This is a genomic window from Zavarzinia compransoris (genome assembly GCF_003173055.1).
Taxonomy (GTDB): Bacteria; Pseudomonadota; Alphaproteobacteria; order Zavarziniales; family Zavarziniaceae; genus Zavarzinia; species Zavarzinia compransoris.
In genome coordinates, this window is the sequence record NZ_QGLF01000005.1 from 246,148 (window position 1) to 260,372 (window position 14,225).

Below are 14,225 nucleotides of genomic sequence, written 5' to 3' on the forward strand. Positions count from 1 at the left end.
AGACAGATGAACGAACTCGATTTCACCGGCCGCAACGTCCTGGTCGTGGGCGGTTCCAGCGGCATCGGCAACGGCATCGCGCGGGATTTCCGCCGCCGGGGCGCTGTCGTCCATGTCTGGGGCACAAGGCCGTCCGCCGCGGATTACGCCGGCAGCGAGGGTTCGGACCTGTCGGGCCTTGGCTATGATGCCGTCGATGTCGGCGATCCGGCGGCGCTCGAGATGGCCCCCGTTCCGTTTCCCCGCCTGGATGTGCTGGTCCTCAGCCAGGGCACCGTTCTCTACAAGCAGGGCGAATTCGCGCGCGCGGGCTGGGACCGGGTGATCGCGGTCAATCTCAACAGCGTGATGCATTGCATCACGAAATTCCGCCCGTACCTGCGCGAGGCGCAAGGCTGCGTGGTCATCATCTCGTCCGTCTCGGGTTTCATCGCCAATCGGGGCAATCCGGCCTATGCCGCCTCGAAGGCGGGCGCCGTCGCCCTGACGCGGACGCTGGGCGAGGCGCTGGCGCCCGAAGGGATCCGGGTGAACGGCATCGCCCCCGGCCTCGTCGATACCAAGCTGACCAAGGTGACGACGGAACACCCCAAGCGCCGCGAGATGGCGCTGGCTGCCATCCCCCTCGGGCGCATGGGCACGCCCGCCGACATGGCGGGGGCGGCGGCTTTCCTGGCCTCGCCGCTCGCCGCCTATGTCGTCGGCCAGACCCTGATCGTCGACGGCGGCCTGATCCTGTCCTGACGGAGGCAACCATGAATTTCGAGCACAGCGACAAGACCCTGGCCCTGATCGCCCGCCTGACCGCCTTCATGGACGAGCACGTCTACCCGGTGGAAGCCGAGCGCCACGCCTTCACCCATGATCCGGCCAACCTGTGGCGGCCCTGGCCGGTGCTGGAGGACCTGAAGGCGCGGGCGCAGGCGGCGGGCCTCTGGAACCTGTTCCTGCCCCATGAATACGGGCGCTTCAGCCCCGGCCTCGGCAATCTCGACTATGCGCCGCTGGCGGAGATCATGGGCCGGGTGCCCTGGTCCTCGGAAATCTTCAACTGTTCCGCCCCGGATACCGGCAACATGGAGGTGCTGGCCAAATACGGCACGCCCGAACAGCAGGAGCGCTGGCTGGCGCCCCTGCTCGCCGGCGAGATCCGCTCCGCCTATCTGATGACGGAGCCGCGGGTCGCCTCGTCGGATGCGACCAATCTGGAAACCTCGATCGTGCGGGATGGCGGCGATTACGTCATCAACGGTTTGAAGTGGTGGATCTCGGGGATCATGGACCCGCGCTGCACCCTGCTGGTCGTCATGGGCAAGACCGATCCGGCCGCCCCGAGGCACCGCCAGCATTCCACCATCATCGTGCCGCGCGACACGCCGGGGATCACGATCACCCGCAACCTCACGGTCTTCGGCAGCCATAATTCGCCGGGCGGCGAGGCCGAGGTGCTGCTCGAAAACGTGCGGGTGCCGGCGGAAAACCTGATCCTCGGCGAGGGGCGGGGCTTCGAGATCGCGCAAGGCCGCCTCGGGCCCGGGCGCATCCATCATTGCATGCGCTCGATCGGCCAGGCCCAGCGGGCGCTGGAGATCATGGCCCGCCGGGTCGACGGGCGCATCGCCTTCGGCCGCCGGCTGGCGGACCAGAGCAGCATCCGCCAGGATGTCGCGCGCTCCTATTGCGAGATCGAACAGGCCCGGCTTCTGACCCTGAAGGCGGCGGACCAGATGGACCGCTACGGCGCCAGGGGCGCGCGGGACCTGATCGCCGCGATCAAGATCGTCGCCCCCCGGATGGCGCAGGAGGTTGCCGACCGCGCCATCCAGGCCCATGGCGGCATGGGGGTGAGCGACGACACGCCGATCGCTTCCTTCTTCGCCCTGAACCGCTTCCTGCGCATTGCCGACGGGCCGGACGAGGTCCATATGTCCCAACTCGGCAAGATGAAGATCGAGGATTATGCTGCGGCGGCGCAACGGGAACGGGGATCATGACGGTGGTGGCTGGGCTTACCAATTTCCGGGATTTCGGCGGCTATGCGGCCGCGGGCGGGCGCCGGCTGGCGCGCGGGCGGCTGTTCCGCTCCGCCGGCCTGTCGGCCTTGAGCGACCGGGGGGTGGACGACTTGGGGCGGCTGAACCTCGGCCTGCTGGTCGACCTCCGCCATCCGCACGAGCGGCTGCGCGAACCGTCGCGCCTGCCGGCGGCCTTCGCCGGGCGCGTCTTGGCGACCGAAGGTGCGGCGGGCGGCGATGCCGCCCATCTGGCCGGGCTGATCAGCGGCCTCGCCGACGGCGGCGAGGGGCGGCGGATGATGCTCGACTATTACCGCCACGCGCCCTTTTCCGAAGACCGGCGCGACCTTTTCGCCCGCGCCATCACCGCCCTGGCCGAGACCGAGGGCGCGGCGCTGATCCATTGCACCGCGGGCAAGGACCGCACCGGCCTGCTGGTCGCCCTGATCCAGCATCTTCTCGGGGTGGCGCGGGCCGATATCATTGCCGAATACATGCGCTCGCTCGATGCCCTGGCCGAACTGGAGGCGGCGAGCAGCCGATGGCTGATCGCCCAGAACCTGCCGGGCGACCTGGGGCCCGGGGTGATGCGCGCCTTCGCCGGCGTCGATCCCGCCTATATCGAGGCCGGATTGGATGCGATCGAGGCGGCCTGCGGCACGGTCGATGCCTATTGCCGCGACCTTCTCGGCCTCGGGCCCGCGGTCCGGGACAGGCTCGCCGCCCGGCTGTATGATTGAGGGCGGGCCATCGTCACGGTTTGGAAACCTTCTTCTTCGATGGTTTCACCGGTCCAAAGCCCGACCAAGGAGGAGAACATGGGTGTTTTCGATTCGATCAAAAGCCTGATCTTCGGCAAGGCGGAAGCCGCGCCCGCGCCGGAAGCGGCCGCGGAAGCCGCTCCCGCCCCCGTCGCTGAAGCGGCGGCGGCACCGGCCCCGGCTGCCCCGGCCGCGCCCGCGGCGGTGGTCGATGTCGCGGCGATCCTCGACCAGGCGGTGGCCGCCAGCGGCCAGAAGCTCGACTGGAAGCATTCCATCGTCGACCTGCTGAAGGCGCTGAAGCTGGACAGCAGCCTGTCGTCGCGGAAGGAATTGGCCAAGGAACTGGGCTATACCGGCAGCACCGACGATTCCGCCGCCATGAACATCTGGCTGCACAAGGTGGTGATCCGCAAGCTGGCGGAGAACGGCGGCAAGGTTCCCGCCGATCTCCTGGACTGAGGCTTAAAGCCCGGGGGGCGCCGGCGGTCAGTCCGCCAGCGCCTTGCCCGCCAGTTCGGCGACATTGCGCGACAGGCCGGGGAAGCCGGCGATACGCTCCAATTCCGCTTTCATCAGGGCGCCCAGGTCGGGCCGGTAGCGGCGCCAGCCGCCCAGGGGTTCCAACTGGCGCGCCGCCACCTGCGGGTTGATCAGGTCGACCTTCAGGATCTCGTTCGCCAGGAAGCGATAGCCGCTGCCGTCCGGCGCATGGAAGCGCCGGGGATTGCCCTGGGCGAAACTCGCGACCAGGGCGCGGAAGCGGTTGGGCGTGCGCCGGTCGAAGGCCGGATGGTCGAGCAGGCGGGTCACCCGCTCCAGCGCCTGGGCCGAAGGGTCGCGCGCCTGAAGCGCGAACCATTTGTCGACCACCAGGGGCTCGTCCTGCCAGCGGTGGTAGAATTCGGCCAGGGCCGTCTCGAATGCCGGCCCGCCGATCAGCATCAGGGCGGACAGGCCGCCCAGCGCCTGGGTCATGTCGGCAGCATCGGCGGCATGGGATGCGGCGCGGGCAAGGTCGGCCGGGCCGGCGGCGGCGGCCAGCAGGTCGAGCACGCCGTTCCGCAGCGCCCGCCGCCCCGCGCTGTCCGCATCGGGCGAGAAGGGGCCGGCCGGCGCCAGAGCATCGTGCAGGGCTTCCAACTGCGGGCGCAGCTTATCGGCGATGACGCGCCGCAAGTGTTCGCGGGCGCTATGGATCGCCTCCGGGTCGGCCGGGGTGCGCGCCAGCGCCAATTCCTGTTCCCCCGGCAGGGACAGCAGCAGGGCCTTGAAGCCCGGCTCCGCCCCCTGGTCCGCCAGCGCCCGGCCGAGCGCCGCGGCATAGCGCGCCTCGCCCGCCGCATCGCCGTTGCCGGCCGCACCCGCCAGGATCAGGTCGCGGGCAAGGCCCTGGCCGGCCTCGAAGCGGTTGAACAGGTCCGGATCATGGGCGAGGCGGGTGAAGCGATGTTCCCCCGGCTCGTCGAGGGTGAGCACGACCGGCGCCGAAAAGCCGCGCAGCACCGACAGCACGGGGGGCTGCGCGACCCCTTCCAGCCGCACCGTCGCCTCGGCCGTGTCGAGGACCAGGGTGGTTTCCTCGACCGTGGCGCCGGCGGCGGCGAAGGATTGCACCCGGCCGTCCTCGTCCAGCAGGCCGAGGCGGACCGGGATGGGCAGGGGCTGTTTCTCCGCTTGGCCCGGGGTCGGCCCGATCGCCTGGCGCAGCGTCAGGCTGAGGGTGCGCTCGGCGGCGTTCCAGGTTGGCGAGGCCGTCACCTTGGGCGTGCCGGCCTGGCGATACCAGGCGAGGACGCCGGCCATGTCGCGGCCCGTGACCTCGGCAAAGCAGGACAGGAAATCCTCGACCGTCACCGCCTGGCCGTCGAAACGCTCGAAATAGAGGTCCATGGCGCGGCGGAAATCGGCGGGGCCGACCAGGGTCTTCAGCAGGCGGCAGATTTCCGCGCCCTTTTCATAGACGGTCGCGGTGTAGAAATTGTCGATCTTCTGGTAGACCTCGGGCCGGGCCGGATGGGCCAGCGGCCCCGCATCCTCGGGGAACTGGCGGGCGCGCAGCGCGCGGACATCCTTGATCCGCTGCACCGGCTCGCCGCGCTGGTCGGCGCTGAAGGATTGGTCGCGGAAGACGGTCAGCCCCTCCTTCACGCAGAGCTGGAACCAGTCGCGGCAGGTGATGCGGTTGCCGGTCCAATTGTGGAAATACTCGTGGGCGACCACGCTTTCGATCCGTTCGTAATCGAAATCGGTCGCCGTCGCCGGATCGGCCAGGAGCAGGGAGGAGTTGAAGATATTCAGCCCCTTGTTCTCCATCGCCCCCATGTTGAAGTCGCGCACGGCGACGATCATGAACAGGTCGAGATCATATTCCCGGCCATAGGCGTCCTCGTCCCAGCGCATGCTGCGCTTCAGGCTGTCCATGGCATAGGCCACGCGCTGGCCCTGGCCCGGATCGACATAGAGGCGCAGGTCGATGCCGCGCCCGGAGGCGGTGGTGAAACGGTCGGCGACCATGTCGAGATCGCCGGCGACCAGGGCGAAGAGGTAGCAGGGCTTGGGAAAGGGATCTTCCCAGACCGCGAAATGCCGGCCCGGGCCGGCGGCACCCTGTTCCACCAGATTGCCGTTCGACAGCAGGTGGCCATAGGTCTCCGGCGCCTCGATCCGCACGCGATAGCGGGCCAGCACGTCCGGCCGGTCCGGGAACCAGGTGATGCGGCGAAAGCCCTCCGCCTCGCACTGGGTATAGAAGCGCCCGCCGGACATATAGAGACCTTCGAGCGCCGTATTCCCGGCGGGGTCTATCTCGACCTCGGTCTCCAGGGTGAAGGTATCGGGCACGGCGGGAATGGTCAGCAACTCGTCGGTCAGTTGATAGGCGTCCGCCGCGAGCGGCCGGCCGTCGATGGCAAGCCCCAGCGTCTTCAGCCGGGCGCCGTTCAAAACCAGCGCCGCGCCCGGCTCGCCGGTGCGGCGAAGCGACAGGCGGGCCGCGACTCGGGTCGCCTGCGGGCTCAGGGTGAAATCGAGGGCGATGGCGTCCACCAGGAAGGCGGGCGCGCGATAGTCCGCGAGGCGGACCTGACGGGGAGCTTCGGCGTTCATGGTGCTTCTTACTTAAGCCTTGCCCCGGGCCGAGGGAAGGGGCGGCGCTTGACGGGCGGGGCGGATTTTGGTCCCTTCGCAGCAGAGGGAAGGAGCCCCATGCTCGACCGCACCCATCCGGAATACAGCTATCTCGACCTGCTCGACCGTCTGTGGCGGGACGGCGTGCGCCGCCAGGACCGTACCGGCACCGGCACCCGCGCCCTGTTCGGCCAGAGTCTCCGCTTTGATCTCACGGACGGCACGGTGCCGCTGCTGACCACCAAGCGGGTGTCGTGGAAGACCATCGTCCGCGAATTGCTGTGGTTCCTGCGCGGCGAGACCAATATCCGCCCCCTGGTGCAGGAAGGCGTCACCATCTGGACCGATTGGCCGCTGGAGCGCTATCGCAAGGCGACGGGCGAGGCCATCACCCAGAGGGATTTCGAGGCGCGGATCGTCGCCGATGCCGATTTCGCCGCCGCCTGGGGCGACCTCGGCCCGGTCTATGGCGCCCAATGGCGCCATTGGCCGCGCTACGAGCCGGCGGGCGACGGGCTCTATCGCCGCGACCCGGAGGGGATCGACCAGATCGCCCGGCTGGTCCGCGACATTCGCGCCAACCCGACCTCGCGCCGGCTGATGCTGGCCGGCTGGAACGTGGCGGAAGTGGACCGGATGGCCCTGCCGCCCTGCCATACCACCTATCAGTATTTCGTCGCCGAGGGGCGGCTGTCCGGCCTGCTGCACCAGCGCAGCTGCGATGTCGGCCTGGGCCTGCCCTACAACCTGATGACCGCGAGCCTGCTCATCCGCATGCTGGCCCAGCAATGCGACCTGCTGCCGGGGGAATTGCATTGGTTCGGCGGCGACGTCCATGTCTATGAAAACCATGGCGAACTGGTCGAAACCCAGACCGCCCGGGTGCCTAAGCCCTGGCCCCGGCTCGATTTCGCCCGGCGCCCCGATTCGATCCTCGACTACCGGCTGGAGGATTTCGTGATCGCGGGCTACGAGGCCTATCCCGCCATCGCCGCCCCGATCGCGGTCTGACCGCCTTGGCCGTTCCCGTCGTCATGGTCGCCGCCCGCGGGCGGAACGGCGTCATCGGCGCCGGCAATGCCATGCCCTGGCGCATGCGCAGCGACCTTGCCCATTTCAAGGCCGCGACCCTGGGCAAGCCCCTGGTCATGGGGCGGAAGACCTACGAATCGATCGGCCGGCCGCTGCCCGGGCGGCGTACCATCGTCGTCACCCGCGATCCCGGTTTTGCGGCGGCGGGGGTCGAGGTGGCGCGCGACCTGCCCGCCGCCCTCGCCCTCGCCCAGGCGCTCGCCGCCGACATGGGGGCCGATGCGGTGATCGTCGCCGGCGGCGCCACGCTTTACGCGCAGGCGATGCCCCTCGCCGACCGCCTGGTCCTGACCGAGCTTGATCTTGCGCCTGTGGGGGACACCTGGTTCCCCACCCCCGATCCGGCGGATTGGGTCGAGGTCTCCCGCGAGCCCCGCCCCCGCGGCGAGGGCGACGATGCGTCCTACGACATCGTGGTGATGGCGCGGCGCTGATCCCGTCATCCGAAAGTATGATGGCTGGTACTTAAGTCTATTATCCCCGACGAAAGTTCATCATCGGATGGGATAAGGTCGTATTACATCGATCGTATTAATTTAAAAGTACCATTTAAAATAAATTCCTCCCCACCAATGCTGCTTCCGACTGGACGTCGGGGCCGGAGATGGCGGCCCTTTACGTCCAGCATGGAAAATATTGGGAGGGACGTCATGTCGGGGACGAAGGGGATTTGGACATTGCTGGGCGCGACGGCGATCGCGACGCTGGCGATGATGCCGGGCGCGCGGGCGGACGCGACCGAGGACCTGCTGCGCCAGCTGCGCGCCAAGGGGATCCTGAACGAAAGCGAATATCGGACCCTGCTGGGCCGCAAGCAGACCGAGGATGCGGAGAAGGCCCAGGCGACCGAAGCCGCGACCGCCGCAGCCGTCGCCGCCGCCAAGGCCGAGGTCACCTCGGGCGACAATCTCTACGTCCGCTTCAAGGACCCGGCCAAGGGCATCGGGCTGCAGATCGGGCCGGTCGACGTCTCGCTCTCGGGCTCGGTCAATGCCTTCTATGTCGGCAGCGACAAGGACCGCAACAACCAGCCGGTGGCGCTCGGCGCCGTGGGCGGGCGGCAGGATACGTCGTCGGTGCGGAACGGTCTGCTGCCCGGCTTCCTGAAGATCGACGTCTCGACCACCGACGACGGCATCACCTATGGCGGCCATTTCGGCCTCTATCCCGGCATCAACAGCGTCGAATATACCAATGGCGCCAATTCGGGCGGCGCGCCCCAGGGCCTTGCCACCTCGGGCATCGACTTCCGCCAGGTCTATATGACCATCGCCTCCGACCGCTTCGGCGAGTTCAAGGCGGGCCGCGACATCGGCCTGTTCGGCTCGGAAGCGATCCTGAACGACATGCTGCTGCTCGGCGTCGGCGCCGGGGGCAGCAACGGGGCGCCGTCGAACACCTCGCTCGGCCATATCGGCACCGGTTACATCTATACCGACTTCCAGCCGCAGCTCACCTATACGACGCCGGACCTGAACGGTTTCAAGGCCAGCGTCGGCATCTTCCAGCCGCTCGACACCGTCGCCGTGCTCGGGCCGAAACTGTCGGGCCATGAGACACCGGGCTTCCAGGGCAAGCTGACCTACGACTTCAAGTCGGGGGATTTCGGCGGGCGCCTGTTCGCCGGCGGCATCGTGCAGGAACTCTCGGCCAATATCGACGCGGGCGAGCCGACCAACGCGGAAACCACCGCCTATGCCTTCGAGATCGGCGGCAAGCTGAGCTATGGCGGCGCCAGCGTGCTCGGCTATTACTACAACGGTCAGGCGATCGGCACGACCGGCCTGTTCTACGGCTCGATCGCGGCCAACGGCAATGCCCGCGATTCGGAGGGCTTCCTGGTCCAGGCCAGCTATACCTTCGACCGCTTCACCCTGGGCGCCAGCTACGGCGCCTCCTATCTCGACCTCGCGGCGGGCGAAGCCCGCTCGATCCTGGTCGAGAAGAACGAATCGACCGCGTTCCAGGCCCGCTATGCCCTGCGCAAATGGGCGACCGTGGTCGGCGAATACATCCACACCGAGGCAACGGCCCACGACGGCAGCGATGCCACCGAGGATCTCTTCGCGCTCGGCACCATCATCTTCTTCTAGGAGGTGATGGTCGGGCCCCGGCGGCGGCGACCTCCCGCCGCCGCCGGGGCCGGCCGGCCTGTCCTCGATCCTGCCTCGCGACCCTGGGCACGGCCGGCGGCCGGGCGGGCTTGCCCCCGCCCGGTTCCGGCCATAGGATCGCCGAAAATGGGAGGACATGGTGACGGTTGCAAGCGTAGGGCGGCGGGCGCGTCTCGTCCGCGGTTCCGTGGTCGTGCTGATGATAGCCCTGTCGCTGGCCGCGTGCCGCCGCTCGGCGACGCCGACCTATCAGGTCGGGCCGCCGGTGGCGCTGTCGGGCGAACCCCTGCTGTTCGACGTGAAGGACAGTTGTTCCGAGGCGCAGGGCCGCTGGTTCGCCCGCGCCGACGGCAACAAGGACGGTTTCGTCGATCTCGGCGAAGCCAAGGCCGACGCCCGCCGCTTCTTCGCCGCGGTCGACAAGGACGGCAATGGTTTCATCACCCCGACCGAACTGACCGACTACCGGACCAAGGCCTATCCGCCGGAATATCGCGCCGCGCTGTCGGTGCCGATGCCGCCCGCCAATGCGCCGCAGAAGACGCCGGGCGGCACCGAGATCCAGGACCCGGAAATGCGCCGCTACCTGATGACGCCGATCACCACCGATCTCGTCATGTCCGCCGACCAGGATCTCGACTTCCGCCTGACGGTCGACGAGATGCTGGCCAAGGTGACCGAACGCGGTGCCCGCCTCGATGCGGACGGCGACGGCAAGCTGTCGCCCGCTGAAGTGAAGGCCTATTGCGGGACCTGATCGGTGCGCTTCCGCCCCGTGATCATGGCACGCACCAGGTTCTCGCGGTGGCGCAGGCTGGCGAAGACGACGCCGGCGACATGAAGGCCGATGCAGGCCAGCATGGTATTGGCCAGCACCGCGTGCAGGCCGCCCACCCAGTCGACGCCGAAATAGGCGTCGGTGGTCGACAGCCAGCCGGTGAAGCCGGTTCCGGCGACCAGCGCGATCAAGGCGGCGATCATCACGGCGCCGGCCGGATTATGGCCGAGATAGCGCTTGCCCCGGCCCAGGGCCTCGTCGCGCAGGTAGCGCAGTGCCGCCGGGGGCGAGGCCAGGAAATCGCCGAAGCGGGCGTGGCGGGTGCCGATGAAACCCCAGGCGATCCGGGCGGCGACCAGGCCGCCGGCAGTATAGCCGGCATAGCGGTGCACGGTCTCGCCTTCCTCCGCCAGCCAGGCGGTGGCGATCGCGGCGACCAGCGACCAGTGGAATAGCCGCACGAAAGGGTCCCAGACGGCGACCATGCGTTCGTCGGTATCGGTCATGACGCAACCTCGAAGAAAAGGGGCGAACCCCGTATCCGCCGCGCCAGGGGCAGGGGGGCGGATACGGGGCCGCCGGCGATGCCGGGAGGGGCCGGCACCGGAGACGGGACGATCAGGGGACGGGACGATCAGTTGTAGGTCTTGGTCTTCACCGCTTCCCCGGTCCAGGGGTTGATATAGACCTCGACCTTCTTGCCGGCGGCATCGGTGCCCTTGATCTCGTAGCAGCCGTCGTCGGTCTCGAACTTGCGGATCTTGTAACCCTGGCCTTCATAGAGGGCCCGCACCTCGGCTTCGGTCTTGGTCGGGCCGGTGCCGGTGCAAAGATCGTCGGAAGCGAAGGCGCTGCCGGCGGCGAGCAGGGTGGCAAGGCCGAGGGCGAGGCTGGACAGATGACGCATGATGAACTCCTTGGTATTCTGCTCGGGCCGGTGTCATGGGCGGAAACCTTGGCCGGCGACGACAGGGTTGGGCGACGAGGGGATCATCGCGGGCAAAGCTGACGGCTGCCTGACGGACATGGAGTTTTCGTCGCCATGCGCATTCTTCTGGTCGAGGACGATCGCGATCTCGGCCCCGTGGTCGCGGACAACCTGCGGCGCGACGGTTTCGCCGTCGATCTTGCCCCGACGCTGGCCGATGCCCTGGCGCTGGCCGCGGCCGGGCCTTTCGCTGCCGCCGTGCTCGACCGCCGCCTGCCGGACGGCGAGGGGCTGGGCATCGTCGCCGGCCTGCGCCGCCTGCAACCCGGCCTGCCGATCCTGGCGCTGACTGCCAGGGACGCCACCGACGACCGGGTGGAAGGCTTGAACGCGGGCGCCGACGATTACATGGGCAAGCCCTTCGCCCAGGCGGAACTGGTCGCCCGGCTGCGGGCCCTGCTGCGCCGGCCGCCGGCGAGCCTTGCCCCCGTGCTCCGCCTTGCCGATGTCGAATTCGACGGCGAGGCGCGGGTGGCGGGGCGGCCGGTCCCGCTCGGCCGGCGCGAGCGCGCCTTGCTCGACCTGCTGCTGCGCCGGGCCGGCCGGGCGGTGCAGCGCGACACGGCCCTGGAGGCGCTCTACGGCATGGACGAGGCGGTGGAGCCCAATGCGCTGGAGGCCGCGGTCTCGCGCCTGCGTCGCAGCCTGGCGGAGGCGGGGGCGGGGGTCGAGATCGTCACCCTGCGCGGTGTCGGCTATCTGCTGCGGGCGCTGTCATGAGGCGGCGGTTCAGCCTGGCGGGGCAGACCCTGCGCGCCCTGATCGTCGCCAATCTCCTGGCGCTCGGGGTGATTTCGGCCGGTTTCATCCTCTCCGGCCTCTCGGACCGGAAGGACCGGCGCGACGAGATCCTGGAACATATGGCGTCCGACCTCGGCGATGCGCTCGGTTTCGACGGCGCGGGGCGGCTCGTTCTCGACCATGACGCCGACGATTGGCACGAGCGCCTCGAAAAGGACCGAAGCCTGCAGTTCCTGGCTTTCGATCCGGCCAGCGGCTCCTGGCTGGCCGGTTCCAGCGCGGTGCTGCGCGCCGCCATCGGGGATACCTGGCTGCGCGACTGGCGGCAGAGCCGCCTTGCCCTCAGCCTGCCGGACGGCACGCCGCTGCACGGCGCGATCATGACGGTTTCGGTCGACGGCCGGCCGCTGCGCGTCGCCATCGCCCGGGCCGACAGTACCTGGGACGACACCCTGTCCTGGGCGGGGGAGGAATTGACCGAGGAAATCGCGCCGTCGGCGGTGCCCGCCCTGCTGCTGTCGCTGGTCGTCGCCTATATCGCCATCCGCCGTGCCATGCGCCCGGTCAAGGCGGCGACCGCGCGGCTGGGCGCCCTGGACCCGACCCAAGCCGGCGATCGCCTGGACGAGGATCGCGTCCCCCGGGAGATCGCGCCCCTGGTCGCCGCCGTCAATGCCGCCTTCGACCGGGTGGCGGCCAGTTTCGCCAAGGAGCGCCGCTTCCTGGCCGATGCCGCCCATGAATTGAAGACGCCGATCGCCGTGCTGCGTGCCCGGATCGACAGCCTTGCCGACCGGGCGACGGCGGAGCGGCTGGGCGCCGATATCGATCGCCTGGGCCGGATCGTCGACCGGCTGCTGACGTCCGCCCGCCTGGAACAGGCGGCGTTGCGGGCAGCCCCCCTCGATCTTGCCGCCCTGGCGCGCGACGTGGTCGCGGAATGCGCGCCGCTCGCCCTGGCCGGCGGCCGCGAGATCGCCCTCGAGGCGCCGCCGCACCCGGTCGCCGTCGAGGGCGACGCGGCCGCCCTGGCGGAGGCGCTGCGCAACCTGATCAATAACGCCCTCCGCTTCACGCCGGCGGGATCCGCGGTCGAGGTTACGGTCGCCGAGGCGGCGGGCGCGACCGTCACCGTGGCCGACCGCGGCCCGGGCCTGCCCGACGGCCTGTCGGACAGTGTGTTCACGCCCTTCGTCAGTTCCGAGGCCAGCGGTTCCGGCCATGCCGGCCTCGGCCTTGCCATCGTCGCCGCCGTCGCCCGCCGCCACCAGGGCCGGATCGAGGCGGCGAACCGGGCCGGCGGCGGCGCCGAATTCCGCCTGCACCTGCCCCGCCGGCTCAGCGCAGGCGGCGCTGGCGATCGGGGCTGAGGCCGAGGCGCGGATTGTCGTAATGCCCAGCCACCGTCCCCCGGTCGAGGCCGATATCCTGGAGCAGGCGGGCATCCCGGCCCAGAAGATCGGCCATGGCCCGGCGGTGGGCGGCCAGCGCGCGAAGTTCCCGCAGCCAGGACAGCAGCCGGGGCAGAAGCCCGGGCCGGGCCGGCGCGAGGGCGGCGGTATTGTGAGTTTCGTTGATCATTTCAGGTCTCCGGGCTTTCGCTGTTGGAGACAGAGATGAACCTGTTCCCTGCTTTGGACAAAGGAGAAGCATTGCGCTAACCTGTGAACTGAATTCACAGGTTCGGGCGCCATGGACCGCTTGCCGCTGAATGCCCTCCGCGCTTTCGAGGCGGCGGCCCGCCATCTCTCGCTGACGCGGGCGGCGGGCGAATTGCACCTGACCCATGGCGCGATCAGCCATCAGGTGCGGGCGCTCGAAGCCGTGCTCGGCACGGCGCTGTTCCACCGCCGGGGGCGGGGCCTGGTCCTGACCGAGCCGGGGCAGCAATTGGCGGGCGTGCTGACGGCGAATTTCGCCGGGATCAACCAGGCGATGAACGCCATCCGCCGCCAGGCCAGCGGCACCCTGACGGTGACCGTGCTCACTTCCTTCGCCGCCCGCTGGCTGGTGCCCCGGCTAGAGCGTTTCGCCGAGGCGCATCCCGATATCGTCCTCAACCTGAGCACCAGCCGGGAACTGGCGGACCTGCGGCGCGACGGCATCGATGTCGGCGTGCGGGTGGGACGGGGGGATTACCCCGGTCTCGACACCCGCTTCCTGATGGCGGAGGATCTTTATGTCGTCGCCGCGCCCCATCTGGCCGGCGGCCTGCCGAAGGCGCCCGAGGACTTGTGCCGTTACACGCTGCTGCGCGATTCCTTCGACGATTGGGCGATGTGGTGCCGCGCGGCCCACCTCGACATCAAGACCCTGAAATTCGGCACGGCGATCCAGGATTCCGCGGTGCTGCTCGATGCCGTGGTCAGCGGCGGCGGCATCGCCCTGGCGCGCAGCGTGCTGGCGGCGGCCGATCTCGCCGCCGGCCGGCTGGTGCGCCTGTTCGACGTCCAGGTCGCGGATGTCTTCGCCTATTGGACCGTCGCCCTGCCCGAGCGGGCGGAGGAACCGGCGATCCGCCGGTTCCGCGACTGGCTGCACGCCGAGGCCGAGCGTTTCACCGGCGGCCAGCGCCCGCCGGTGAAACCGGCCTCGTTCCGGCCGTGA

The 14,225-nt window shown here is 69.3% G+C and carries 15 protein-coding genes; 11 read left to right on the forward strand and 4 right to left on the reverse strand.

Annotated features, from left to right (window positions below; genetic code table 11):
- Positions 1 to 6: 6 nt before the first annotated feature.
- The 4 genes from DKG75_RS18045 to DKG75_RS18060 all read left to right on the forward strand — a co-directional run bounded on the left by DKG75_RS18045 (position 7) and on the right by DKG75_RS18060 (position 3,238).
- On the forward strand, positions 7 to 744 hold the full coding sequence (locus DKG75_RS18045) for an SDR family NAD(P)-dependent oxidoreductase (protein ID WP_109922561.1): 738 nt from the start codon (positions 7 to 9) through the stop codon (positions 742 to 744).
- 11 nt (positions 745 to 755) lie between these two features.
- Positions 756 to 1,994 (forward strand): acyl-CoA dehydrogenase family protein, encoded by a 1,239-nt coding sequence (locus tag DKG75_RS18050; RefSeq protein ID WP_109922562.1) that lies wholly within the window; start codon positions 756 to 758, stop codon positions 1,992 to 1,994.
- On the forward strand, positions 1,991 to 2,755 hold the full coding sequence (locus DKG75_RS18055) for a tyrosine-protein phosphatase (RefSeq protein ID WP_109922563.1): 765 nt from the start codon (positions 1,991 to 1,993) through the stop codon (positions 2,753 to 2,755). The genes DKG75_RS18050 and DKG75_RS18055 overlap by 4 nt, the downstream gene beginning before the upstream one ends.
- A 78-nt stretch (positions 2,756 to 2,833) precedes the next feature.
- The gene (locus DKG75_RS18060; protein WP_109922564.1) at positions 2,834 to 3,238 is read left to right on the forward strand and encodes a DUF3597 domain-containing protein; all 405 of its coding nucleotides are present in this window, start codon (positions 2,834 to 2,836) and stop codon (positions 3,236 to 3,238) included.
- 27 nt (positions 3,239 to 3,265) lie between these two features.
- On the opposite strand, the gene pepN is transcribed toward DKG75_RS18060, so the two are convergent.
- On the reverse strand, positions 3,266 to 5,884 hold the full coding sequence (pepN, locus tag DKG75_RS18065) for an aminopeptidase N (RefSeq protein ID WP_109922565.1): 2,619 nt from the start codon (positions 5,882 to 5,884) through the stop codon (positions 3,266 to 3,268).
- Between the two features lie 99 nt (positions 5,885 to 5,983).
- On the opposite strand from pepN, the gene thyA reads away from it, so the two are divergent.
- From thyA to DKG75_RS18085, 4 genes are all read left to right on the forward strand, one after another.
- Positions 5,984 to 6,916 carry a thymidylate synthase gene (thyA, locus tag DKG75_RS18070; protein WP_109922566.1) on the forward strand — a complete coding sequence of 311 codons (933 nt, stop codon included), beginning with the start codon at positions 5,984 to 5,986 and terminating at the stop codon, positions 6,914 to 6,916.
- A gap of 5 nt (positions 6,917 to 6,921) precedes the next feature.
- Positions 6,922 to 7,431, forward strand: a complete 510-nt coding sequence (locus DKG75_RS18075; protein WP_243746399.1) for a dihydrofolate reductase — start codon at positions 6,922 to 6,924, stop codon at positions 7,429 to 7,431.
- A 216-nt stretch (positions 7,432 to 7,647) separates the two neighbouring features.
- Positions 7,648 to 9,090, forward strand: coding sequence for a porin family protein (locus tag DKG75_RS18080; protein ID WP_109922568.1), 1,443 nt, complete (start codon positions 7,648 to 7,650; stop codon positions 9,088 to 9,090).
- Between the two features lie 157 nt (positions 9,091 to 9,247).
- The gene (locus tag DKG75_RS18085) at positions 9,248 to 9,868 is read left to right on the forward strand and encodes an EF-hand domain-containing protein (RefSeq protein WP_109922569.1); all 621 of its coding nucleotides are present in this window, start codon (positions 9,248 to 9,250) and stop codon (positions 9,866 to 9,868) included.
- Here DKG75_RS18085 and DKG75_RS18090 read toward each other — a convergent pair.
- Together DKG75_RS18090 and DKG75_RS18095 are read right to left on the reverse strand one after the other, a co-directional pair.
- Positions 9,853 to 10,395 carry a cytochrome b/b6 domain-containing protein gene (locus DKG75_RS18090; RefSeq protein WP_109922570.1) on the reverse strand — a complete coding sequence of 181 codons (543 nt, stop codon included), beginning with the start codon at positions 10,393 to 10,395 and terminating at the stop codon, positions 9,853 to 9,855. The genes DKG75_RS18085 and DKG75_RS18090 overlap by 16 nt on opposite strands.
- Before the next feature lie 128 nt (positions 10,396 to 10,523).
- Positions 10,524 to 10,796: a PepSY domain-containing protein gene (locus tag DKG75_RS18095; RefSeq protein ID WP_109922571.1), complete on the reverse strand. Its 273-nt coding sequence runs from the start codon at positions 10,794 to 10,796 to the stop codon at positions 10,524 to 10,526.
- Positions 10,797 to 10,931: 135 nt separating this feature from the next.
- Here DKG75_RS18095 and DKG75_RS18100 point away from each other — a divergent pair, with 135 nt between their 5' ends.
- Together DKG75_RS18100 and DKG75_RS18105 are read left to right on the forward strand one after the other, a co-directional pair.
- On the forward strand, positions 10,932 to 11,597 hold the full coding sequence (locus DKG75_RS18100; protein WP_109922572.1) for a response regulator transcription factor: 666 nt from the start codon (positions 10,932 to 10,934) through the stop codon (positions 11,595 to 11,597).
- Positions 11,594 to 12,988, forward strand: coding sequence for an ATP-binding protein (locus DKG75_RS18105; protein ID WP_109922573.1), 1,395 nt, complete (start codon positions 11,594 to 11,596; stop codon positions 12,986 to 12,988). Before DKG75_RS18100 ends, DKG75_RS18105 begins: the two co-directional genes overlap by 4 nt.
- On the opposite strand, the gene DKG75_RS18110 is transcribed toward DKG75_RS18105, so the two are convergent.
- Positions 12,957 to 13,199: a hypothetical protein gene (locus DKG75_RS18110; protein WP_109922574.1), complete on the reverse strand. Its 243-nt coding sequence runs from the start codon at positions 13,197 to 13,199 to the stop codon at positions 12,957 to 12,959. The genes DKG75_RS18105 and DKG75_RS18110 overlap by 32 nt on opposite strands.
- A 111-nt stretch (positions 13,200 to 13,310) precedes the next feature.
- On the opposite strand from DKG75_RS18110, the gene gcvA reads away from it, so the two are divergent.
- On the forward strand, positions 13,311 to 14,225 hold the full coding sequence (gene gcvA, locus DKG75_RS18115; protein WP_109922575.1) for a transcriptional regulator GcvA: 915 nt from the start codon (positions 13,311 to 13,313) through the stop codon (positions 14,223 to 14,225).

Coding starts and splice junctions, on each gene's coding strand:
- gcvA (WP_109922575.1), top strand. CDS start 13,311: ATGGACCGCTTGCCGCTGAATGCCCTCCGCGCTTTCGAGGCGGCGGCC.
- DKG75_RS18110 (WP_109922574.1), bottom strand. CDS start 13,199: ATGATCAACGAAACTCACAATACCGCCGCCCTCGCGCCGGCCCGGCCC.
- DKG75_RS18080 (WP_109922568.1), top strand. CDS start 7,648: ATGTCGGGGACGAAGGGGATTTGGACATTGCTGGGCGCGACGGCGATC.
- DKG75_RS18095 (WP_109922571.1), bottom strand. CDS start 10,796: ATGCGTCATCTGTCCAGCCTCGCCCTCGGCCTTGCCACCCTGCTCGCC.
- DKG75_RS18055 (WP_109922563.1), top strand. CDS start 1,991: ATGACGGTGGTGGCTGGGCTTACCAATTTCCGGGATTTCGGCGGCTAT.
- DKG75_RS18045 (WP_109922561.1), top strand. CDS start 7: ATGAACGAACTCGATTTCACCGGCCGCAACGTCCTGGTCGTGGGCGGT.
- DKG75_RS18105 (WP_109922573.1), top strand. CDS start 11,594: ATGAGGCGGCGGTTCAGCCTGGCGGGGCAGACCCTGCGCGCCCTGATC.
- DKG75_RS18090 (WP_109922570.1), bottom strand. CDS start 10,395: ATGACCGATACCGACGAACGCATGGTCGCCGTCTGGGACCCTTTCGTG.
- DKG75_RS18060 (WP_109922564.1), top strand. CDS start 2,834: ATGGGTGTTTTCGATTCGATCAAAAGCCTGATCTTCGGCAAGGCGGAA.
- DKG75_RS18100 (WP_109922572.1), top strand. CDS start 10,932: ATGCGCATTCTTCTGGTCGAGGACGATCGCGATCTCGGCCCCGTGGTC.
- DKG75_RS18050 (WP_109922562.1), top strand. CDS start 756: ATGAATTTCGAGCACAGCGACAAGACCCTGGCCCTGATCGCCCGCCTG.
- pepN (WP_109922565.1), bottom strand. CDS start 5,884: ATGAACGCCGAAGCTCCCCGTCAGGTCCGCCTCGCGGACTATCGCGCG.
- thyA (WP_109922566.1), top strand. CDS start 5,984: ATGCTCGACCGCACCCATCCGGAATACAGCTATCTCGACCTGCTCGAC.
- DKG75_RS18085 (WP_109922569.1), top strand. CDS start 9,248: ATGGTGACGGTTGCAAGCGTAGGGCGGCGGGCGCGTCTCGTCCGCGGT.